Genomic DNA, 22,831 nt, shown 5'->3' with positions numbered 1-22,831 from the left:
GATTCAGGGCTTAAGAATCAGACGTGCACGAAACAGAAACTTCGTTACGAAACTGAATCTTAAGTCCTGATTTTTTTACTATTGATCTTATGATGAAATCGGAAAATATATTTTCTCATTTTCAAAAGCCTTATAGTCTTACTTTAGCTTTTCATTTTTCCCAGCTCTGTATTTTGAATGTTCCATTTTAAACTCTGTACTATACATCCTCCTACCTATCACCGAATTCCTTATATTTGCATTCTATACGTATGAAAGGAAAAATTATTAAATCTACAGGAAGCTGGTACCAGGTTCTGGAAATGGAAACCGGTAGAATTTTCGAAGCCAGAATTCGCGGCAAGTTTAAACTTATCAAAACCCGGCTTACGAATCCTTTAGCTGTGGGAGATTATGTAGAGTTTCAGCTGGAACAGGATGATATTGCCTGGATTACTAAAATAGAACCACGAAAGAATTACCTGATAAGGAAATCGGTAAACCTTTCCAAAGAAGCTCATATTATAGCTTCTAATATTGATCTCGCATGTTTCATTTTTACACTTCGGTATCCGGAAACTTCTCTGGGGTTTTTAGATCGTTTTTTAGCGTGTTGTGAAGCATATAATATTGTACCTCTTATTTTATTTAATAAAATTGATGTCCTGAATGAAGAAGAAATAGAGATCGTAAAAGATATAGAGTTTATGTATCAGGAAATCGGATATGATACACTTGAGATATCATCTTACTCCAAACTTAATCTGGATCAGCTTCAGGAAATTTTAAAAGATAAAACTTCTGTATTTTTCGGCCATTCTGGTTGTGGTAAATCCACATTGGTTAACGCAATGCAGCCCGGATTAAATCTAAAGACTTCAGAAATTTCAGATAGCCATCTGAAAGGAAAACATACGACTACGTTTGCCCAAATGCATTTTTGGAATTTTGGAGGAAATGTTATTGATACACCCGGAGTAAGGGAATTTGCGATGATTGATATAGAAAAAGAAGAAGTACAACATTACTTTCCTGAAATTTTCAAAAAAAGGGAAGACTGTAAATTCCATAACTGTATGCATATCAATGAACCTAAATGCGCAGTAGTAGCTGCCCTGGAAACAGGAGAAATTCAGCATTCCCGATATTCTACCTATATAAAATTAATGGATGAAGCAGAAGAAGCTTCTCAAAAATAGTCTTATTCATGAGTGAGGAAAAGCATATTCCTGTTCATAACCTTACCTATCAGGAATTTCAGCTGACCACTTTGGAAAATGGACATCCTGAAAATTTTAATGACGTCCACAGGCATAATTTTTTTGAGATCCTGTGGTTCAAAGAGGTAAAAGATGATAGTCATCTTGAACTTGATTTTGAAAATTATCACCTCAAAAGTAATCACATCTGCATTATAGCTCCGGGACAAGTGTTCAATATGAAGCTCCGGGGTGAAAAAGGATACGTCTTTGCCATAAGCCGGGAAATCTTCCAGGAAATTTGTGACGTGGAACTCATACTTACCAATGGGGCAGCTCCTTTTTTTCCTGATTATGAAAGCCGGAAAAATTGCCAGGGGATCATTAAGCTGCTTGAGGACGAATACCATAGAAATTGCCGGATGAATTTAATCAAAGCTTATTTAAAAGCTTTTTGTATTATTATCACAGAGGATCTTACTTCACAAGAGCCTTTACTCCATGACAAGCAACGTATACAAAAGCTCATTACGCTGATCGATACCTACTATATTACACAAAAAGAAACCCGATTCTACGCAGAAAAACTTAGCATAAGCGCTCATCATCTTAATGACATTGTGCGGATTTCACGTGGGACAACAGTAAAAAAAATGATCGCTCAACGCCTTTTACTTGAGGCAAAAAGAGAGTTAAGTTTTGGAGCTCTGACAGTAAAAGAAGTAGCCTTCAGATTAGGCTTTAATGATTCTTCTTATTTTTCCCGTTTTTTTAAGAAGCATTCAGGGTACAGCCCCGAACAATTCAAAAATATGAATGACTGATTCCAGGGATAATCCTCAGTTTGTCCTGGTAAGCCTTCAATAGTTTCATTGGATGACCTTTAATTTTATAAGAATTTTGCATGCTGTAAAAGTCAATGTTGGCATGTAATGATTTAAAAAAAATTATGAAAAAACTGAGTATTATTGTATTTATTCTGGCTCTTTTAAACACGCTTGAATCTTTAAGTATAGATCTTTATCTTCCTGCTTTTCCTGTTATGGCAAAAATTTTCGGAACCGATATAGGGCATATCCAGATTTCCATTTCCATTTTTTTTGCCGGTTTTGCTATCGGGCAGCTACTATGGGGACCTTTATCTGATAAAAAGGGGAGGAAGCCTATGCTGTATTGCGGATTAATCCTGTTTATGATTGGAGCAGTTGCTATTATCTTTACCGAAAATATATATGTGTTGTGGATCATGCGTTTTCTTCAGGCTTTTGGAGGAAGTGCCGGGATTGTCATTGGTAGAGCCATTGTAATAGACCTCTACGACAAAGAAAAAGCGGTAACTATCTTTTCCAAGCAATCTCAGATAAGCGGGATTGCTCCCATTGTAGCACCATTAATGGGCAGTATTTTTCTGAGGTTTTGGGGATGGAATAGTGCGTTTAGCTTTTTAAGCATTTTAGGAGCTATCACTTTATTTCTTGTTGTTAAGTATATTCCGGAAACCAATTCCCGGATAGCATCACCTGAAACTTCGGAAACTGAAATCCAATTAAAAAATCAGCTGAAAGTTATTATTTCCAATAGAGATTTTATCAACAATACTATTATCGGGAGTATTGCTTTTGCATCACTGATTATTTATATTTCCAATGCTCCATTCCTTTTTATGGAAATTCATGGATTTTCCAGTGAAGTATTCAGCTTTATATTTGCCTTTAATTCCATGGCATTAATATTTGCAGCCTATATTACTCCGAAATTAACCCAGAGAGTTAAGGATACCCGAATTCTATTTTCTGCTGCTATCCTGTTGTTGTCAATGAGCTGTTTACATTTATTTATATCCCTGGGCCAATTGTTCGTGGGATTGGAAGTTGCGGTTCTGTTTTCTTCTCTTATAGCAATAGGACTTCTTTTTCCTATTACTACTGCCCATGCATTATCTCCTTTTAAAGAGGGGCGTGGTACAGCTGCAGCCCTGATGGGATTTATTCAGTTAATGGTTACCTTCCTCATGTCAGCTATAGTTGGTTTTTTAGAATCTCAATCCATTATGCCCATGATTATAGCGCGGATCGCACTGGCAGGGATTGCTGTCTTTTTTGCTTATAGAACTTTTTTGGCAAAAAAGGTTTACGCTTAGAAATATCTCATTTCGATCTTGTTGATAATAAGATTTTTAAAATAAAAAAAATGCCACTTTGACATGTATGTTGGAGTGGTATTTTTTTCGAAAAAATATCGTTTTTTTACTTTTTGGGGTTCTTGGTGATGATTTTGGGGATTTTTTTTTGAGAAAATAAGGGAGATATCATAGATTTTAACAATAAAAAACCCAGCCGAAGCTGGGTAAAAACTAATAACCATGAAAACTCAAATTAAACATGAGAATCGCAATAGAATAAACAATTACTGTGCCAAAGATGAATTTACTATTTCTTAATAAAAGTTATTTTTATGTTAAAAAAAAATTAAAATGGAGATAAGGTTTTTTTTTGTAATTTTGCGGCATTAAAAAAAATATACGTTTATGTCTAACATTACATTCACTATGATTAAGCCTGACGCAGTTGCAGACGGACATATCGGTGCTATATTAGGTAAAATTGCAGAAGGAGGTTTTAAAATCAAAGCTTTGAAGTTAACTCAACTTACTGTAGCTGATGCTAAAAAATTCTATGAAGTACATGCTGAAAGACCTTTCTATGGGGAATTAGTAGAATTCATGAGCTCAGGACCAATTGTTGCAGCTGTTTTAGAAAAAGACAATGCAGTGGAAGATTTCAGAACTCTTATCGGTGCAACAAACCCTGCTGAAGCTGCAGAAGGAACTATCAGAAAAATGTTTGCAAGAAGCATAGGAGAGAATGCCGTTCACGGTTCAGATTCTGACGAAAATGCTCTTATCGAAGCACAATTCCATTTTTCCGGAAGAGAGATCTTTTAAGACCAGAATTTATTCAAAATATAAATCCGGAGATAAGTCTCCGGATTTTTTATTTTCAAACCCTGATATTGGGAACTTTTATAATAGCCGTTTTTTGGAGAGTGGTTAATATAGTGAAATCTCAGATCCTGCCAAGTCTATAAATTACTTTCTATAGCACCTACTTTTTCACGGTATAATTCCAATGGTTTATCCAGAAGTATAGCAATGACTGTCATTTCTTTATCCAGCCTTTCTTTTGGAATGTCAATATAGATAATTCCAGGCCGGTCACTCCAGTACAATTTATTGTAAATAGTATGGTCGATCATGGAACCTTCCCCAACAATACGAATTCTTGAAATGCCATTTTTAATTCCTTTTAAAGCAACCGGCCCCGTGGGAATTCCTTCTACAAAAAGATAAAGAGTTTGTTTATCTTTTGAAAGGGCACTCATACCTGCATAATGCCCATCCGGTAATCCTTTTCCGGTTTCAAAAAGAGCTTCGGCATGATCGCTGATCCATGACAAAGTTTTCGTATTCGTTTTTGAAGTCTTTGGAATGCTCATATCCATCCCATCTGCGGTAAGTCCGGAATGGTCCAGGAGATTATTGCCATTATGAAGCTGTTCAGCAATTTCATAGACAGCTGCAAACGTATCGGAATGATCAGTGAGTTGTTTTAAAGATGGAATATCTCCTTTATGGGGGGCTTTAAACTGAATTTCCTTATTAAAATTAAGCTCAATAACAGTCACATCCTGATCAAATTGTACATTAGAAAAATGTAAAGTCAGGTTTCCGGCAGGATCGGTTACCATATTTACCTTTGCATTGGGATCACTAAGAACTTCTGCAGAAACCGGGAAGGATTTTAACCCATATATTTTTGTGAAATTTTTAGCTTCCTCAAGATACAGAAACAGTTTTTTATGATCTTTAGATATTGCAGATTTTCCTTTGTAGTTTTCAAAAGGCAAGCCCCGGCGTGTTCCATATATAGCCTCAGGATATTTAGAGGTCCAGCGTCCCAGGTTTTGGAGGATTTTTACTTGCTCTTCCGGAATGGTTCCATCTGCTTTAGGACCGATATCCAGAAGTAAATTACCACCCATACTGATTACATCTGCCAATGTTCTGATAATCATATTAGGAGTTTTATAATGGTGATCAAAAGGTTGGTATCCCCATGAATCATTCATGGTATAACATAATTCCCAGTATTCACTTTGAGGGCTGATGACCGGGATTCCTTGCTCAGGAGTTTCGTAATCTCCATGATTGGTTAACCTTGAATTGATAATAATATCTGGATTATATTTTTTTAAATTGTCTAAAGTTTTTGATGCCTGCCATTCCTCAGAAGTATGTTCCCAATCGCCATCAAACCATAAAAGATCGGGGTGGTAACGGTCTGACAGATCATTGAGTTGTGACTGATAATATTGGATGAAGTTTTGCCATCGTCCTGGATCATTCTTAATTTCATATCTCTTCTTTGTTCTGGTGTTGATATCATAATAAGGATGGCTCCAGTCCGGGAGGGAATAGTAAAGACCAGTTTTTAACCCTGATTTTTTAAGTTCGTCAATAAAGGGTGAGAGAACATCTTTTCGGGCTATTGAATTTTTTGCAATAGTAGTCGCTTTTTCAGCTTGAGAGTCCCAAAGAGAAACCCCATCATGGTGCTTTGTGGTGATTACGGAATATTGTGCCCCCGAATTTTTAATAAGTTTTGTCCAGTAGGCTGGATTATATTTCGCAGCAGAAAATCCATTCAGCTGCTTCATATAATTTTCATGGTTAATGTAGTTATTAAAAAAAGACCAGGATTCCGAAATTCCATCTACCGAATAGATTCCCCAGTGAATAAAGATCCCCAGTTTGGCATCCTGAAACCATTCCATTTTTTTCGGGTTGGGCTTATTTTGTGCATTGCTATTTCCTGCAACCAAAGTTCCCAACAAAAAGGCAATGATCCACTTATTTCTCATGCTTATATTTTTGTGTACTAAAATAACAAAAGTCTTCTTTAATTTCCTAGTTGGAGCGCATATTCATTTTGTGAGTGATTGTATTCAGAATAAAGCTAATTTTATAAAATAAACAAAATGATAATCACCAAAACAAAAGACATGAAAATGACAACACTTATTCTGATCATTACTGGAACACTTACAGCCCTTATTGCAGGGTTATTCTATGCTTATTCCTGCTCGGTTGTACTGGGATTAGGGAAACTATCCGACATGGAGTACCTGAAAGCAATGCAGTCTATAAACCGTGAAATTCTCAATCCTGTCTTCTTCCTGAGTTTTATGGGAACGGCAGCGATGCTTCCTATTTGTACTTATATATTCAGAGGGCAGCATCCGTCTTTTCTCATGCTTTTATTGGCTACAATAATTTATCTGGTTGGCGTTTTCGGGGTTACCGTGGTAGGTAATGTACCTATGAATGATCAATTGGATCAGTTTAATATCGGAGATGCTACTGCTGAAGCATTAAAAAAAGTGCGTGAAGCTTTTGAAAACAGATGGAACCTTCTCAATAACATCAGGTCAATATGTTCTACCATCAGTATTGTTCTGGTTATTTGTGCCTATATATGGGCTAAAACGGAATAATGTTCAGTATTAGTACTTAATGCAAATTCCGTATTTTTACGGATGCACGGTATTGTGTTTTATTAGCATCTTTACACAAGCATAGAACAACGAAAATCTAAGCTAAAGTCTGAATGACTGAAACTAATAACCATCGTAAGCTCAGATTTTCAACGAATTAAGGCAGCCTGAAGGACTGCCTTTTTTATATAGCTTTAATAATGAGACGTTACTTAAATTTTTAACAGCTCAATTGTTCTCTCAGGATTTTCAGAAGAGAAAACAGCATTTCCTGCCACCAGAACATCTGCGCCTGCTTCGAATAATTTCGATGCATTATCCAGGTTAACACCACCATCCACTTCAATAAGAGCTGTAGAATTATTGGTTAAGATCAGGTCTTTGGTCTCAGCAATCTTCTTATAGGTGTTCTCAATAAATTTTTGTCCCCCGAATCCTGGATTTACACTCATCAACAATACCAGATCTACATCTGCTATGATATCTTCCAGCATTAAAACCGGAGTGGAAGGATTCAGTACAACTCCTGCCTTAGCGCCTCTGCTCTGAATAAGGTGGATCGTTCTGTGCAGGTGTGTGCAAGCTTCATAATGTACAGAAATCAAATCTGCTCCGTGGTCAATAAATTCCTCAACATATTTTTCCGGTTCAACGATCATTAAATGAACATCAACAAATTTTTTGGCATGCTTCTGAACCGTTTTCATTACAGGAAAACCAAATGAAATGTTCGGTACAAATCTCCCATCCATCACGTCAATATGGAACCAGTCTGCCTGAGAATTGTTCAACATTTCAATATCTTTTTGCAGATTCCCGAAGTCTGCTGATAAAAGGGAAGGAGCAATTAGCTTAGTTTTCATTTTTACTTTTATATTAGATTTATTAAAGATATCAGATGCCAGACACCAGATATCAGACCTGTTTTTTTTAAAGTCTGACATCTGACATCTTTTATGATGTCTTTATTAGTGGTATTTCAATTTCATTTCCGGCTGGATCTTTAAAATAGTTTCATAGATCAGGGAGATCACGTTTCCTACATCTTCTTTTGAAACCATTTCTACTGTTGTGTGCATATAGCGCAAAGGTAATGAAATCAATGCACTGGGAACACCACCATTAGAATGGGCAAATGCATCAGTATCCGTTCCTGTAGATCTGCTGGCTGCAGCTCTTTGGAATGGGATTTTCTTTGTTTTTGCAGTATCTATAATCAGTTCCCTGATGGTATGATGCACACTTGGAGCAAAGAAAATCACCGGCCCGTTACCACACTTCTGATCACCTTCTTTTTTCTTCTCGATCATAGGGGTGGTTGTATCATGTGTTACATCTGTCACGATGGCGATGTTAGGCTTTATAGTATCTGCAATCATATCTGCACCGTACAAGCCTACTTCTTCCTGAACAGAATTTGTAATGTACAGACCGAAAGGAATTGTTTTTTTATTTTCTTTTAATAATCTGGCTACTTCTGCAATCATAAATCCACCGATTCTGTTATCCAAAGCCCTGCACACGAAATAGCGATTATTCATTTCGAAGAATTCATCAGGATATGTAATCATACATCCTACATAGATGCCCATTTCTTCAACTTCTTTTTTAGAAGTTGCCCCACAATCGATGAAGATATTTTCAATTTTGGGAGTAGGCTCATTTTGATTATTGCTGCGGGTGTGAATTGCAGGCCATCCGAATACACCCTTTACAATCCCGTTTTCTCCATGGATATGAACTACTTTTGAAGGAGCTATTGTTTGGTCAGAACCTCCGTTTCTTATTACATAAATTAATCCGTCGTCCGTAATATAATTCACATACCACGAGATCTCATCAGCATGCGCTTCAATGACTACCTTGAATTCAGCTTCAGGATTGATAATTCCATAGCAGGTTCCATAGTGATCAACTTCAATTTTGTCTACATAAGGTCTGATATAATCCATCCAGACTTCCTGTCCTTTGTGCTCGTAACCCGTCGGAGATGATGTATTTAGGTATTTTTCTAAAAATTTTAAAGATTTCTTTTCAAATTTCATAAAAAGGAATGATTTTTGCGTTCAATATTAGCTCTAATACGCGTAAAAATAATGAATTTTAGCAAGATTTTTTGTCTTTTTCTTTTCTTTTTTGGGATTGGTGTTTTTGGACAAACGGATTCTATTATTGCTAAACCCCTGAGCCAATACCCTCCGGAGGAGTTAAAAGTAGATGAATTTGGAAATAAATATTACTATGATGAAAGACAGAAAGCCAAATTCTATGAAATAAATGGAGAGACAGTTGTTGTGATGGATGAACTTGTCCTTCTCAACAAACCTAAATTCAATAACCAGCTGGACAGGAATTATTATTATTTTCTAAATAAAAAACTATACAGGGTATATCCGTTATTTGTAGCAGCTTTACAACAGTACAGGGATATTCAGAAAGAAATGACCAATCTCGACAGTAAGGCAAAAAGAAAATATGTAAGGGACCGTCAGAATATCCTGGCTGATCAGTACGAAAAGCAGTTACGCGATCTTACAACAACCGAAGGTCAGGTTTTTGCCAAGCTTATGAACAGGGCGACAGGAAAGAATGTTTATGAGATTATTAAAGAACTAAGGGGAGGGTGGAGCGCTTTCTGGTGGAATGTTAAAGGTAAAATGGCCAGTATCGATCTTAAAGATCAATATGATCCTCATAGAAACAGAACAGATGAATTCATAGAATCACTATTACAATCCAACTGGAATTCAGGCTATCTTCAGCCATATCCGGGAGCCGGTGATTTTAAAAAAAAAAAATAATACCTGTAAGTAATTACAGGTATTTTTCTTTCAGTTTATCAAATACAATTTGATCTATGGGTAAAGGAAATGGATTGTCCGGTCTGTTGATATCGATCCATTCCGTTTTTTCTATACAAGGATCCAGAATAAGGAAATCTTCTTCGTTGATAATATTAACTATATAATATATGGTAAGGAGTTGTTCATTTTCTCTGAAACGGGATACTAAAAAATCTTCTTGTGTATAGAAGTGTTCCACGATATCTATTTTTACATTGAGCTCTTCATCAAACTCTCGGTGGAGACATTCCAGTAATCCTTCTCCGTACTCCAAACCTCCTCCCGGAAATTTTACAAGCTGGTCTCCGGCATATTCTTCAAATAAGGTAAGTACTTTTTTTTCCTTTATCGCACAGGCATATACTCTGACGTTGATCTTATCTATCATATATATATTTTGTATAGCTAAATTAAGGAAATTTGGGAAAAAAAAGAAGTGAATTGAAAGTTGAAAGCTGAAAAATGAAAGATGGATCATAAGATCTCAGATGCTGTAAATCCTGAACCTCTGATCCGCAATTCTTATAATTACAAAACCTCAGACTTCCGACTTTCTACTGATCACCCTCTCTTTATGGCATTCAGCATTTCCCTTTTCCCCGGCGGACCTTGTTTCTTCTCTACAGTAAAATTAAGTTCCTGAAGGATTCTTCGGACACTTCCTTTGGAAGAGTAGGTTGTTAATAATCCGTTCACATTCATTTTGTCTGAAACCATCTCAAATAATGGTTTTTCCCATAGATCAGGTTGTACGCGCGCACCAAAACAATCGTAGTATACAAGGTTTATTTTAGGTAAATCAATGTTTTTTAATTCAAAAAAATCACATTTTATTTTTTTTAAATTAAAATTTTTAACTATTTCCACTGATTTTTCCCATTCTGCAGCATGAATTTTATGATAAATTTCTTTGAATTCAATGTTATCAAAAAGTTCAAAATAGGCCAAATCTTTAATTTCCGATTCATTTATGGGATATTTTTCCAGAGAAAAATAGTTGATGACATGATTTTTATCAGTTTTTAAATATTCATTAATTGTAACCAAAACATTCAAACCTGTCCCGAAACCGAGTTCTAAAATATTAATTTCGTAATCATTTATCAAAATTAGTCCATTTTTGATAAACACGTGTTCGGCTTCTTGTAATGCTCCGTGATGAGAATGGTAGTTTTCATTTAATTCATTGATAAACAATGTTTTACTTCCATCGTTTGTGGTCTTTATCTCTCGTTTCACCCTATTTTTTTGTCAAATTTAGTCTAAAATTTTTATATTTAGAAAATTATGTTAAATTTGTAGAACATCATAAAAAATTTTAGAAATGATAATTCAAAAAACTGAGAATTCCAGACTTTCATCATTCGACCCAAATAATTTTTCTTTTGGGAATACTTTCATAGACCATATGGTAATATGTGAGTATGAGAATGGAAAGTGGGGGGACGTAAAATTGGTGCCTTATGGGCCTTTAGCCTTTACACCTGCAATGATGGGGGTAAATTACGGACAAGCTTGTTTCGAAGGAATGAAAGCTTATAAAGATCAGGAGGGACAGGTTTTCCTATTCAGGCCTGAAAAGAATTTTGAACGTATCAATAAATCGGCTAAGCGTCTTGCAATGCCTGAGGTAACGGAAGAAATGTTTTTAGATGGTCTGAAAGCATTGGTAGATATCGATAGAAACTGGATCCCTCAGGGAGAAGGAATGTCTTTGTACATCAGACCTTTGATTTTTGCTACTGAAGAAGCTTTAAAAGCAAGAGTAGCAGAAAAATATATGTTTGCAATTGTTGCAACACCAGCAAAAAGTTATTACACTGAACCTGTTTCAGTAAAAATTTCCGATCATTATTCAAGAGCTGCTAACGGAGGTGTAGGATCTGCAAAAGCTGCAGGAAATTATGCTGCATCATTTTACCCTACTCAGCTGGCAATAGAAGAAGGATATGATCAGATCATCTGGACGGATGATGCTACTCACGAATATTTTGAGGAAAGCGGAACAATGAACGTTTTCGTAAGAATTAACGATACTGTATTTACTCCTCCTACTTCAGAAAAGATCCTGGACGGAGTTACAAGAGACAGTTTCATTCAGTTGGCTAAAAAAAGAGGAATTGAAGTGAAAGTGGAGCCAATACCTGTAAAAGCTGTAATTGAAGCGCAGAAGAATGGTACATTGAAAGAAGTTTGGGGGGTTGGAACTGCTGTTGTTACAACTATTTTCCAGGCATTAGGATACCAGGGTGAAAAACTGGATTTACCAAAATTATCTGATGAAGAAAGCTTTGCAGCAATCCTTAAAAATGATTTGGTAAGCATACAGACGAATCTTTCGGATGATTCTTTCGGATGGAGAGTGTTGGTAGAAAAAAATGTGTTGGAAACCGTTTAATTTCTACTTTGAAAATTATATAAAAGCCAAGATATTCTTGGCTTTTTTTGTTTATTATATCCTGTGAAATGCTTATTTTCGCAAAAGTTTATGAAAAAATTACTCTTCATATCAGTATTGGGATTGCTGAGCTGTAACAGGAATTCACAGGCTCATCCGCCATTGGGTGGGGTTTTGAGCCAGAAAGATCTGGATATTTCAAAAGCAAGGATGAAAAATCTTAACGCTTCGGAAAGAATGCATATTCAGGAGTGGATCAAAAATCAGCCGGTGAAATTTTATCCTACCCAACTCAACTATTGGGTCAATGCTGAAGGTTTTGATACAAGAGAGAGGAGACCGGATAATTCCCTGATCTCTTATTCTTATGATCTTTATGATTTTGATCAGACCAAGATCTATGATCAGCCTGTTGAAAGAAGAGATGCCAAATTCGGGCACTTTGATGAATTAAAAGCGGTAGAAAATGCTTTGCGTTTTATACATGATGGTGAGGAAGTTACGATTTTGGTTCCATCTTCTCTGGCGTATGGCACTTATGGAGACGAAAAAAAAATAGATAACGACATCCCATTAATCATAAAATTAAAAGCTCAATAAATGAAATTGTTTAACAAGAATATAATTCTGGCAGCGGCAAGTATATCGCTGATGAGTTGTACACCAATTTATAAAAAAATGAACGTAGACAAAGAAACTTACGAAGGTCTTAAAGACGGACTTTATGCTAATCTTCAAACTTCAAAAGGAAACCTTATTGTAAAGTTTGAAGACAAAAAATCGCCTGTTACTGTAGCTAACTTTGTTGGTCTTGCAGAAGGGAAAATTGATAACAAATCTAAAGCTAAAGGAGTTCCTTTTTATGATGGAACTATTTTCCATAGAGTGATCAAGGATTTTATGATCCAGGGGGGAGATCCTCAGGGAACCGGAATGGGAGATCCAGGATATAAATTCGAAGATGAGAGAAACGACCTTCGCCATACAGGAAAAGGTATTTTATCAATGGCTAACTCAGGACCTAATTCAAACGGGTCTCAGTTTTTCATTACAGAAGTAGCTACTCCTTGGTTGGATGGAAAACACACAATCTTCGGAAAAGTAGTAAAAGGAGAAGAGGTAATTGATGCCATCGCTAATGTTGAAAAAGGACCTCAGGATAAACCTAAAACAGATGTTGTTTTAGAGAAGGTGAATGTTTTCAGCAAAGGTGATGAATATAAGAATTATGATCCGGCTAAAACTTTCAATGAAGGAAAAGCTAAGATTCAGGAAAACAACAAGGCTTATTTAGCAAAAGAAGAAGCTGAGAGAAAGAAAAAAGAAGAAGAATTTAAGGCTAATCAGGAGAAGATGATAGAAAACCTTAAAGCGGGAATGCAGAAAACTGAATCCGGATTATATTATAAAATTACGAAGACTACGGATGGAAAAGCTCCGAAATCAGGAGACAATGTATCTGTACACTATGCAGGTAAATTGGTAGACGGTAGTGAATTCGATTCTTCTTTTAAAAGAAATGAGCCGATCGAAATTCCAATCGGAATGGGTAGAGTAATCAAAGGATGGGATGAAGGAATCCTGTTACTGAAAGAAGGTGAAACAGCTACCTTATTGATCCCGCCTGCAATGGGTTATGGAGAAAGAGGGGCAGGAGGTGTTATTCCACCAAATGCATGGTTAGTTTTCGATGTTGAGCTTGTAAAAGTGAAATAATTCAAATACCATTATAGGAAAAGCCGGCTTTTTAGTCGGCTTTTTTTATTGGGATAAAAACACAATTAATTTAAGGATGGGAAACCAACTCTTTTAGCAAGATAAGTCCATGTTGAACTATATGAGCAGGATCGTGTTTTTATTTCGTGATCAACGGTAAAATTACTATTTTAGCTCAAAATAATTTAATGAAGCAAGTATTCTCCCTATTTTTCCTTTTTATTTTAATAATGATTTCAGCTCAGGGAAAGCGATTCTTTGAAAGTGGAGAAGTACAATTGACACAGCCTGTTGAGAGAATTAATCTGAATTTTATTAATGATTTACCACTTGTAAAGGTGAACATTAATGGGAAATTGTATAATTTTTTGTTTGATTCCGGTGCCCCTACCGTTATTTCCAATACCATTTATACTGAGCTCAATCTGCAGAAAGAGCATACCAGTAAAGTAAAGGATTCCCAGAAAAATAAGCAGGAACAGATTTTCACAAAATTACCGGAAATGACTGTTGATAATGTGGTTTTTAAAAATATAGGTGCTATTGTAATGGACCTTAGTGGTTCTGAGCTTGGCTGTTTTAAAATTGATGGTATTATTGGTGCTAATCAGATGGCAAAACTTTTCTGGAAAGTGAATTATTCTGAAAATTTGCTTGAAGCGACAAAAGACCTTTCGAACTTTAAGTTCGATGATTATGAAACTGTAGTCCCTTTTGATTCACAAAATCAGAAAACACCGGTCGTGGAAACTAAAATTTTAGATAAAAACATCAGGCTTACTTTTGATACCGGATTTACAGGAAGGCTTAAGATTTTAGAAAGTGATTATGATCAAAAAAAGATAAAACAATATGTTGAAACTTACGGAATTAGTTCCGTGGGGGCCTTTGGGGCAGGAAAGCCGGTCCCCGGATTTATTTTTAAAATGCCCGCATTAGGTTTAGGAAACAGAATCTTTGATAATGAAATGGTCATGACCGGAAATTCAAGATTAATAGGAAATGATTTTTTCAAAGATTTTGCATTTATAATGGACTGGCAGAATAAAAAGATTTACATGAAGAAGATTATAAATGATCCGCCAACACTGGAATCTTTTGGTTTTGGATACCGTTTTATTGATGCCAAGCCGGTTGTTGCGTTTATATTTAAAGGAGAAAGTTCCTCTTTGGAAATTGGTGATTCAATCTTAAGTATAAATGATGTGGATCTGGATCATTTGAATAAAGAATCTGCTTGCCATTATATGATGAATCGGGTGGAGAGGGATTATAAAACTATCGGAATCAGAGTAAAAAGAGCCGGTAATATTATGGATCTGAGAGTTGATAAAAAAGAATTTCTAAAATAGGTACAAACAGTCTACCTTAAATATTTCGATAACTAATCAAATAACCTGGTTTTTCGTTACGGTAAATAATGAAACTTTAAATAGTATATAAAATAAAAAAACCGCCGTACGGCGGTTTTTTTAATATATTACCAGTTCTTATCGATCATATAAATAAGTTGGGTCATTGTTACCGCTCCCAGCAGCAATTCTCTCCGGTTTACTTTTTCGAAAGTATCTTCATGGGTATGATGAATATCAAAATACCGCTGAGAATCCGGAACCAATTCTGCTGTAGGTACTCCCATAGCATGAAGGGGAGAAATATCAGCTCCCGAGTATTTTCCTTCAAAATTATAAACTCCGTAAGGGAGGAATAATGGAGCCCAGCCTTTGATCTGATTTCTTTTTGCATCATCCATCTCCAGAGCAACTCCTCTTGGACTGAAACCTCCGGCATCGGATTCTATAGCAAAAAGGTGCTTTTCATTGGTCTCTTTAGCGGTTTTTCCATATTGTAAGCCACCTTTTAATCCGTTTTCTTCGTTGGCGAAACATACTACCCGGATCGTATGGTTGTTTTGAATACCCAATTTTTTAAATGTTCTCAAAACTTCTATACTCTGTACAATTCCGGCTCCGTCATCATGAGCGCCTTCGCCTACATCCCAGGAATCCAGATGTCCACCGACAACGATTACGCTTTTATCTTTTTTACCTGTTATTTCCCCGATAACAGAGTGGGAGAGCTTTTCTCCTTTCATTCCACAGTTGGAATTCAAAGTAGCCAGTACCTTTTGGGTTTTTAAAAGTTGTTCCAGTTCATCCGCTGTTGTATTTCCGATTGCAACAGCCGGTACTTTGTCTACATTATCTTCGTATCGCATAGCACCCGTGTGAGGAATATCGTCAAAAGCTGATGAAAGTGAACGGATAATGGCAAATCTGCCCCCTTTCTTAGCCGTTAAAGCTGCGGCAGTTACTCTATACTTAGCAGCATCTCCATAACCTCTGAAAGTTTCTATAAACGATTGACTGAAAGGATAATTAAAAAACACGATCTTGTCTTTTACTTTCTCAGCAGGAAGACGATCGTATTCCTCCATGGATTTTACCATAATGACTTCTCCGGAAACATCTTTTCCGCCCGTACCTTCAGAATTTCCTAAAGAAAGCATTTTAAGGGTTTTCCATCGGCCACTGTTTGCTGTGATCTTTAAAGATTCTTTTCCTCGTTCCCAAACAGGAATGGTAACTTCCTGAAGCCATACCTTATCAGCTCCGGCATCACGCAGCTTCTGCGCTGCCCACTGAACTGCTTTTTCATAAGCCACCGAGCCACTTAAACGATGGCCAATATTTTTGGTCAGGTCTCTTAGCTCTGTGTATCCTTTTCCGTTGTTAAGGATCTCTTTGGATATTGTACTGAATTGTATTGAATCTTCTTTTGCTTTTACCTGACCAAACAAGGTCATACTTAAAAGGAATAAAGAGGTGCTTACTATTTTTTTCATATCTACCAGTTTTTATCAATCATATAAATAAGTTGTGTCATTACTACGGATCCCAGAAGCAGTTCCCTGCGATTTACCTTCTCAAAAGTATCTTCTTCCGTATGGTGGATGTCAAAATACCTTTGAGGATCGGGAACCAGCTCAGCTGTAGGTACTCCCATCTCATGGAGAGGGGCGATGTCGGATCCTGAATATTTTCCATCAAAATTATAAACGCCATAGGGTAAAAACAAATTAACCCGATCCTGGATCTGCTTTCTTTTAATATCATCCATTTCTAAGGATATTCCTCTTGGGCTAAATCCTCCTGCATCGGACTCTATTGCAAAAAGGTGTTTCTCATTAGTCTCTTTTGCAGTTTTTCCATATTGTTTGCCTCCTTTGGTTCCATTTTCTTCATTCGCAAAACAAACTGCTCTTATGGTATGATTATTTTGAATTCCTAATTTTTTAAATGTCCTTAAGACTTCTATACTCTGTACGATTCCGGCTCCATCATCATGAGCACCCTGGCCCACATCCCAGGAATCCAGATGGCCACCTACAACAATTACGTTTTGGTCTTTTTTACCGGTAATCTCCCCGATAACAGAGTGAGAGAGTTTTTCTCCCTTCATCCCACAGTTAGAATTGAGTGTTGCAATCACTTTCTGGGTTTTTAAAAGTTCTTCCAGTTGATCTGCAGTTGTATTTCCTATACAAACTGCGGGAATCTTTTCAATATTATCCTCATATTTCATGCCTCCGGTATGCGGAACATCGTCCAATGCAGAAGACAAAGAACGGACGATTGCAAATTTACCTCCTTTCTTTGCGGTAAGTGCGGCCGCAGAGCGTCTGTAAGCACCGGCATCCCTGTAAGCTATGAAAGTCTGTACATAATTCTGATCAAAAGGATGGTTAAAGAAAACGATCTTACCTTTTACTTTTTCAGCCGGAAGCTGCTCGAATTCCTCCAATGATTTCACCATAACGATTTCTCCGGAAACATCTTTTCCTCCTGTTCCTTCAGAGTTTCCCAAAGAAAGCATTTTGAGGCTTTGGGGCTTTCCTGAACCGGCTTTTATATATAAAGACTCTTTTCCCCTTTTCCAGACTGGAATCATAACTTCCTGCAGCCATACTTTATCTGCCCCGGCATTGCGAAGTTCTTTCGCTGCCCATTGTACCGACTTTTCGTAGGCTTCCGAACCACTTAAACGATTTCCAATATTTTGTGTTAGATCTCTGAGTTCTTCATATCCTTTTCCATTATTTAGAATTTCCGTGGAAATTTTACTGAATTGTATTGAATCTCCTTGGGCCTGAGCATATGTTGCTATGCTTAAGAGAGCTAATGTGGTTCCTATTAATTTTTTCATATTACCAATTTTTATCAATCATAAAAATCATTTGTGTCATAGCGACAGCTCCCAGGAGAAGCTCTCTTTTGTTTACTTTATCAAAAGTATCTTCGGAAGAGTGGTGGTAGTCAAAATAACGCTGAGTATCTACTACTAATTCTGCAAGTGGGATATCCAGTTTTTTTAATGGTGAAATGTCTTGTATAGCGTAGGTTTGATCGAAATCATACACTCCATAAGGAAGAAAATAGTTTTTCCAATCAAATATCAGTCTTCTTCGCTGTGGAGCCATATCCAATGAAAACCCTCTTGGAGAGTAGCCTCCCGAATCCGTACCTAAAGCAAAAATGTGTTTTTCATCTTTCTTTTTAACATAAGCAGCGTAGCCTTCTCTTCCCTGGCCACCGTTTTCACTATTGGCGTACAGCACAACTCTTATGGTATGGTTGTTATCAATTCCTAAAGCTTTAATTGTTCTTAATACTTCGAGACACTGTACGACTCCTGTGCCGTCATCATGAGCTCCTTCTGCAAAATCCCATGAATCCAGCTGTGCTCCTAAAAGGATTACCTTAGAATCTTTCTTTCCCGGAATTTCTCCGATGATATTATGATTGATCGTTTCTCCTTTTGATTCTGCAGACATATTAAGCTTTGCCTTGACAGTCTGTTTTTTTAACAGCTTTTCCAGTTCATTGGCTGATTTTGCGCCTATGGTTACTGCAGGTATTTTTACCCTGTCATCGGGTTCATAATAGATCATTTTGGCGTGGGGAACATCATCAGATGCTGTAGTGAGAGATCGGATGATCAGGCCTTTTGCCCCTTTCTTGCCAATTACAGAAGCTGAGAGCAATTTAGATTTTGCGGAAATAAGATAGGAATCTACAGTATTGATGATTTTCTGGTCAATGGGAGAGTTCACAAAAATGATTTTATCCTTTACCTGAGCTGAAGTAAGAGCATTGAGTTCCGGAATATCATTCACAAGCAAAATATCTGCTGTAAGGTCTTTACCGCCTGTTCCTTCAGAGTTTCCGAAAGAAAGCATTCTGATATTCTTCCACTCTCCATTGTTGGTTTTTATCTGTAAAGATTCCTTTCCCCTGATCCATACTGGTACTTTAACTTCCTGCTTCCATATATTCTCGGCACCGGCTTCTTTCAGCTTTTTTTCCGCCCATTCCGTAGCTTTTGTATAACCCTGTGTAGCACTGAAACGAGGACCTATACCTTTAGTTAATTCTCCTAAATTCTCGTAGGCAGTACCATTGACTAAGATTTCATCAGAGATCTGTTTAAATTCATCTGCGTAGTTGAATTTGGCTGTAGTTAATTTTTTCTGAGGCTTTTTTTGAGTTTTTTTTTGAGAAAATAAAAATCCACTCAAAAAGAGTGGAAGTATGATAATGAATATTTTTTTCATTTTTTGATTTACCTTTTCTTTTCCGTGTATAAAAGTAGGAAAAAAAAGGAAATAATTTAAGGTTTCATGTCGTACATTAAGAGTGCTGTAACCAATTTCGGTTCAATAAATGTACATTTTGGAGGCATACTCAATTTAAGGTCTGAAATTTTAATCATATCGTTAAAACTTACCGGATAAATTCCAAAACCTACTCGTCCTTCACCGTTGTCTATTTTCTCTTTTAGAATAGTGATACCTTCAAGATTGGAAGTTCCCTTTACATAAGAAATTTTATCTGAACTATCAGGATCTTCTATCTTCAATATGTTTTTAAAGATGTATTTGTCCAATAAATGGTGGTCAAGGTTATCCAATGACATTTCCTGGGAACGAAGGTCATGCTTCACGTGCAGCGAATAAAATTTACCGTCCAGATACATCGAAATATGGAATTTCTGAGAAGGGTAGTATGGGGTTTCTTCTTTTTCGTGAATCAGGAAATAATGTTCAAGCTGTTTTAAGAAATCGTCAGTAGATAAATCATTAATATCACTTACAATTCTGTTGTAATCATGGATCTTAATGGACTGATTGGACACGATAAAGCTGAATACGAAATTATAGGCTTCCGTACCGTTGTGTCTTTTATTTTTATCTTTCTGATGCTTTGCATTCAATGCTGTGGAACCAATTCTGTGGTGACCGTCGGCAATATAAAAAGAATCGATCTGCTCAATGACTTCTTTGAATTGCTGTAATTTAAGACGGTTGTCTATTCTCCAGATTTTGTGTCTGATCCCTTTAGAGTCAACGTGGTTGAAGATCGGCACGTTTTTCTCCTCATGGTTCATAAGAAGCTCCACTTTGGAATTGGCAGGGTAGGTAAGAAGTACCGGTTCTGCCTGTAAGTTTACTTTTTCAAGATAATGTGCCAGCTTTTCCTTCTTCTGGGGGATGGTACTTTCATGTCTTTTGATTTTTCCGTTCCAGAAATCTTCAAGACTTGTTAGACCAAGTAATCCTCTGAAAACCTGTTTGTTGGGGTAGATCTGTTCATAAAGATAGTATGCAGAACTGTCCTGAACGAGTTTTTTCTCTTCCATAAGTTCTTCAAACGTAGAACGGATCTTCCTTAGGTTCCGGTCAATATCTTTTGATTTACTTACAACATAGGGCTTTATCATATTGATGTAAGTATTTTCAACCTGAGCTTTTTCTGCAATTTCCTCTTGGGTGAAATTGTCTAATGGATGGGTAGGAAAAGTTTGCTCAAGATCTTTATGAGGTCTAATTCCGCGAAATGGTTTAAAAACAGGCATATTTATTTTATAGTTTCTTTTTGTAGCTTAATAATTTGTTCTGCAAGTTCTACCCCGATCTTTTCCTGGGCATCCATTGTATTGCCTCCTACATGAGGAGAAAGGGACAAAGATGGATTCATCAGTAAGATCAGTTCAGGAGTAGGTTCATTTTCAAAAACATCCAGTGCAGCTCCCGCCACTTTTCCGGATTCAATGAAATCAAGAAGGGAAACTTCATTGATTACCCCACCTCTTGCAGTATTTACGATATAAACACCATCTTTCATTTTCTCGAACTGATCGGTGTCTATAATATATTCATTGGTTTTAGGAGTATTGATACTTATAAAATCAGTGTCCTTATAGAAAGAATCAGAATCGTTGGTAGATGTAATTTCAAAATCCAGGGTTTGTCCGTCAAAAAAAGATAACGAAAGGGTCTTTGTTTTAGGTTTTCTCGTCAATACCTTAACCTTCATTCCTAATGCAATTCCCATTTTCACTACTTCCTGACCAATACTTCCAAAACCAATCACGCCTAATGTCTTTCCCGAAAGCTCATAGGCATTGCTGAATGACTTTTTCATTGCATCAAAATGAGTTTCTCCTTCCAAAGGCATTAATCTGTTCGATTCGTGAAGAAACCTTGCTAAGGAAAAGAAATGGGCAAATACCAGCTCGGCTACTGACTTAGAAGAAGCTGTAGGGGTATTGATGACTTGTATTCCTTTGCTTTTGGCATATTCTACATCAATATTATCCATTCCGATCCCGCCTCTTCCAATGATCTTCAAACCGGGGCAGGCATCAATAAGATCCTGTTTTACTTTGGTGGCACTTCTTACCAGCAGAACATCAACATTATTTTCGTTAATAAAATTGATGACATGATCCTGCGCAACACGGTTGTTCAGAATTTCAATTCCAGCTTCTTTTAAAGCGAGTTCTCCTGCTTTGGAAATTCCATCGTTAGCTAAAACTTTCATACTTTCTTTTATTTAAAAATCTAAAGATTTGAAAAATTTAAATATCTAAAATTGGTTCGCAAATTAATAAAATTATAATTAGCATTATAATCTTTCAATTCTTCAATTTTTTAATGCCTTAATTACTTAATGGATTTCATGACATCAACAAGAACCTGAACACTTTCAATAGGCAAGGCATTGTATAGACTTGCTCTGTAACCTCCAAGGCTTCGGTGTCCGTTTAATCCATTGATTCCTGCTGCTTTCCATGCATTATCAAAAGCTTCTTTTTTAGACTCATCGACTAATCTAAAAGAAACATTCATTAGTGAACGATCCTCTTTTACACAGAACGTTTCAAACAAAGGATTGTTATCTATTTCGTCGTAAAGAAGTTTAGCTTTAGCCTCATTTCTTTTTTCTGCTGCTGCAATTCCTCCGTTTCTTTCAAGATACTGAAGCGTTAATAAAGACGCATATACCGGGAAAACCGGTGGTGTATTATACATTGATTCTTTACTGATGTGCTGTTCATAATCAAAATAAGAAGGCATGTTTTCTCTTCCTGTTTTTCCCAGGATTTCTTTTTTTACAACAACCAGTGTTACACCTGCAGGTCCCATGTTTTTCTGAGCTCCGGCATAGATTAAATCGAATTTAGTAAAATCCAGTTGTCTTGAAAAAATATCTGAGCTCATATCGCAAACCATCAATGTATCCACTTCGGGAAACGATTTCATCTGAGTTCCATAAATAGTATTGTTGGATGTGCAATGGAAGTAATCATAATCTGAAGAAACAGTATAGTCTTTTGGAATGAAAGAGTAATTTTCCTCTTTTGAAGAACCTACAACATCTACAGTTCCTACTTTTTTAGCTTCCTTTATAGCTCCGGCAGCCCAAGTTCCTGTATCCAGGTAAGCAGCTTTACCACCTACTTTCATAAGGTTGTAAGGAACCATTGCAAACTGTAAGCTAGCACCACCACCTAAATATAATACTTCATAATCATCACCCAGGTTCATCAGCCTTTTTACAATGGCACGTGCTTCGTCCATCACCGCAACAAAATCCTTACTTCTGTGAGAAATTTCAAGGATAGATAACCCGATACCGTTGAAATCAAGAATAGCTTCTGCTGATTTTTGAAATACCTCTTCTGGTAAGATACATGGTCCTGCGCTGAAATTGTGCTTTTTGCTCATATTTTTATTTTTTTGGTTGTACAGGTGTTTTTAGAACCTGTGGTTTCACTTTATATTCTTAATAGATTTATAG

21 protein-coding genes are annotated in these 22,831 nt (G+C 36.6%); 10 read left to right on the top strand and 11 right to left on the bottom strand.

All coding sequences use genetic code 11. The features are described from left to right. Nucleotides 1–251: 251 nt before the first annotated feature. From rsgA to AAEU33_RS16575, 4 genes are all read left to right on the top strand, one after another. Nucleotides 252–1,178, top strand: a complete 927-nt coding sequence (rsgA, locus tag AAEU33_RS16590; protein ID WP_172283364.1) for a ribosome small subunit-dependent GTPase A — start codon at nucleotides 252–254, stop codon at nucleotides 1,176–1,178. Nucleotides 1,179–1,186: 8 nt separating this feature from the next. Further along, nucleotides 1,187–2,002, top strand: coding sequence for a helix-turn-helix domain-containing protein (locus AAEU33_RS16585; RefSeq protein WP_345988936.1), 816 nt, complete (start codon nucleotides 1,187–1,189; stop codon nucleotides 2,000–2,002). A gap of 125 nt (nucleotides 2,003–2,127) precedes the next feature. After that, a complete protein-coding gene (locus AAEU33_RS16580) occupies nucleotides 2,128–3,318 on the top strand; it encodes a multidrug effflux MFS transporter (protein WP_345988934.1) in 1,191 nt (396 codons plus the stop codon). A gap of 387 nt (nucleotides 3,319–3,705) precedes the next feature. Then, nucleotides 3,706–4,122 carry a nucleoside-diphosphate kinase gene (locus tag AAEU33_RS16575; protein WP_034687444.1) on the top strand — a complete coding sequence of 139 codons (417 nt, stop codon included), beginning with the start codon at nucleotides 3,706–3,708 and terminating at the stop codon, nucleotides 4,120–4,122. A 137-nt stretch (nucleotides 4,123–4,259) separates the two neighbouring features. On the opposite strand, the gene AAEU33_RS16570 is transcribed toward AAEU33_RS16575, so the two are convergent. Further along, nucleotides 4,260–6,098 carry an alpha-L-fucosidase gene (locus tag AAEU33_RS16570; protein WP_345988931.1) on the bottom strand — a complete coding sequence of 613 codons (1,839 nt, stop codon included), beginning with the start codon at nucleotides 6,096–6,098 and terminating at the stop codon, nucleotides 4,260–4,262. A 117-nt stretch (nucleotides 6,099–6,215) separates the two neighbouring features. On the opposite strand from AAEU33_RS16570, the gene AAEU33_RS16565 reads away from it, so the two are divergent. Continuing rightward, nucleotides 6,216–6,731 carry an anthrone oxygenase family protein gene (locus AAEU33_RS16565; RefSeq protein WP_345988928.1) on the top strand — a complete coding sequence of 172 codons (516 nt, stop codon included), beginning with the start codon at nucleotides 6,216–6,218 and terminating at the stop codon, nucleotides 6,729–6,731. A 212-nt stretch (nucleotides 6,732–6,943) separates the two neighbouring features. On the opposite strand, the gene rpe is transcribed toward AAEU33_RS16565, so the two are convergent. Together rpe and AAEU33_RS16555 are read right to left on the bottom strand one after the other, a co-directional pair. Further along, nucleotides 6,944–7,594 carry a ribulose-phosphate 3-epimerase gene (rpe, locus tag AAEU33_RS16560; protein ID WP_345992784.1) on the bottom strand — a complete coding sequence of 217 codons (651 nt, stop codon included), beginning with the start codon at nucleotides 7,592–7,594 and terminating at the stop codon, nucleotides 6,944–6,946. A 105-nt stretch (nucleotides 7,595–7,699) separates the two neighbouring features. Next, entirely contained in the window at nucleotides 7,700–8,776 is a 1,077-nt protein-coding gene (locus AAEU33_RS16555) for a M28 family peptidase (protein ID WP_172283357.1), read from the bottom strand. A gap of 51 nt (nucleotides 8,777–8,827) precedes the next feature. Between AAEU33_RS16555 and AAEU33_RS16550 the strand changes: the two genes are divergently transcribed. Further along, complete coding sequence (locus AAEU33_RS16550) at nucleotides 8,828–9,532, top strand: DUF4294 domain-containing protein (protein WP_345988926.1); 705 nt, start codon at nucleotides 8,828–8,830, stop codon at nucleotides 9,530–9,532. Between the two features lie 13 nt (nucleotides 9,533–9,545). Here the strand turns inward: AAEU33_RS16550 and AAEU33_RS16545 are convergent, their stop codons facing one another. Together AAEU33_RS16545 and mnmD are read right to left on the bottom strand one after the other, a co-directional pair. Further along, the gene (locus AAEU33_RS16545; RefSeq protein WP_172283353.1) at nucleotides 9,546–9,962 is read right to left on the bottom strand and encodes an NUDIX domain-containing protein; all 417 of its coding nucleotides are present in this window, start codon (nucleotides 9,960–9,962) and stop codon (nucleotides 9,546–9,548) included. A gap of 173 nt (nucleotides 9,963–10,135) precedes the next feature. Further along, the gene (mnmD, locus tag AAEU33_RS16540; protein ID WP_345988924.1) at nucleotides 10,136–10,813 is read right to left on the bottom strand and encodes a tRNA (5-methylaminomethyl-2-thiouridine)(34)-methyltransferase MnmD; all 678 of its coding nucleotides are present in this window, start codon (nucleotides 10,811–10,813) and stop codon (nucleotides 10,136–10,138) included. Nucleotides 10,814–10,898: 85 nt separating this feature from the next. On the opposite strand from mnmD, the gene AAEU33_RS16535 reads away from it, so the two are divergent. The 4 genes from AAEU33_RS16535 (at nucleotide 10,899) to AAEU33_RS16520 (ending at nucleotide 15,040) form a co-directional block, all read left to right on the top strand. Further along, nucleotides 10,899–11,972 (top strand): branched-chain amino acid aminotransferase, encoded by a 1,074-nt coding sequence (locus AAEU33_RS16535; protein WP_172283349.1) that lies wholly within the window; start codon nucleotides 10,899–10,901, stop codon nucleotides 11,970–11,972. A 90-nt stretch (nucleotides 11,973–12,062) separates the two neighbouring features. Next, nucleotides 12,063–12,572 (top strand): hypothetical protein, encoded by a 510-nt coding sequence (locus tag AAEU33_RS16530; RefSeq protein WP_172283347.1) that lies wholly within the window; start codon nucleotides 12,063–12,065, stop codon nucleotides 12,570–12,572. Nucleotides 12,573–12,650: 78 nt separating this feature from the next. Then, nucleotides 12,651–13,688 (top strand): peptidylprolyl isomerase, encoded by a 1,038-nt coding sequence (locus tag AAEU33_RS16525; RefSeq protein ID WP_172283516.1) that lies wholly within the window; start codon nucleotides 12,651–12,653, stop codon nucleotides 13,686–13,688. Nucleotides 13,689–13,876: 188 nt separating this feature from the next. Continuing rightward, nucleotides 13,877–15,040: a retropepsin-like aspartic protease gene (locus AAEU33_RS16520; protein WP_345988921.1), complete on the top strand. Its 1,164-nt coding sequence runs from the start codon at nucleotides 13,877–13,879 to the stop codon at nucleotides 15,038–15,040. Nucleotides 15,041–15,168: 128 nt separating this feature from the next. Here the strand turns inward: AAEU33_RS16520 and AAEU33_RS16515 are convergent, their stop codons facing one another. From AAEU33_RS16515 to serC, 6 genes are all read right to left on the bottom strand, one after another. Beyond that, the gene (locus AAEU33_RS16515) at nucleotides 15,169–16,533 is read right to left on the bottom strand and encodes a M28 family peptidase (protein WP_345988919.1); all 1,365 of its coding nucleotides are present in this window, start codon (nucleotides 16,531–16,533) and stop codon (nucleotides 15,169–15,171) included. A 2-nt stretch (nucleotides 16,534–16,535) separates the two neighbouring features. Continuing rightward, on the bottom strand, nucleotides 16,536–17,894 hold the full coding sequence (locus AAEU33_RS16510; protein WP_345988917.1) for a M20/M25/M40 family metallo-hydrolase: 1,359 nt from the start codon (nucleotides 17,892–17,894) through the stop codon (nucleotides 16,536–16,538). A 1-nt stretch (nucleotide 17,895) separates the two neighbouring features. Continuing rightward, nucleotides 17,896–19,302: a M28 family peptidase gene (locus AAEU33_RS16505; protein ID WP_345988915.1), complete on the bottom strand. Its 1,407-nt coding sequence runs from the start codon at nucleotides 19,300–19,302 to the stop codon at nucleotides 17,896–17,898. 56 nt (nucleotides 19,303–19,358) lie between these two features. Continuing rightward, nucleotides 19,359–20,603, bottom strand: coding sequence for a DUF1015 domain-containing protein (locus tag AAEU33_RS16500; protein ID WP_345988913.1), 1,245 nt, complete (start codon nucleotides 20,601–20,603; stop codon nucleotides 19,359–19,361). A gap of 2 nt (nucleotides 20,604–20,605) precedes the next feature. After that, nucleotides 20,606–21,571: a D-2-hydroxyacid dehydrogenase gene (locus AAEU33_RS16495; RefSeq protein ID WP_345988911.1), complete on the bottom strand. Its 966-nt coding sequence runs from the start codon at nucleotides 21,569–21,571 to the stop codon at nucleotides 20,606–20,608. A 122-nt stretch (nucleotides 21,572–21,693) separates the two neighbouring features. After that, entirely contained in the window at nucleotides 21,694–22,758 is a 1,065-nt protein-coding gene (gene serC, locus AAEU33_RS16490; protein ID WP_306611988.1) for a 3-phosphoserine/phosphohydroxythreonine transaminase, read from the bottom strand. Nucleotides 22,759–22,831: the final 73 nt, after the last annotated feature.

The organism is Chryseobacterium sp. Chry.R1 (assembly GCF_039645525.1).
GTDB classification, from domain to species: Bacteria; Bacteroidota; Bacteroidia; order Flavobacteriales; family Weeksellaceae; genus Chryseobacterium; species Chryseobacterium proteolyticum.
Note: the sequence above shows the minus strand (reverse complement) of the source record. Positions and strands in the feature narration are given on the sequence as shown.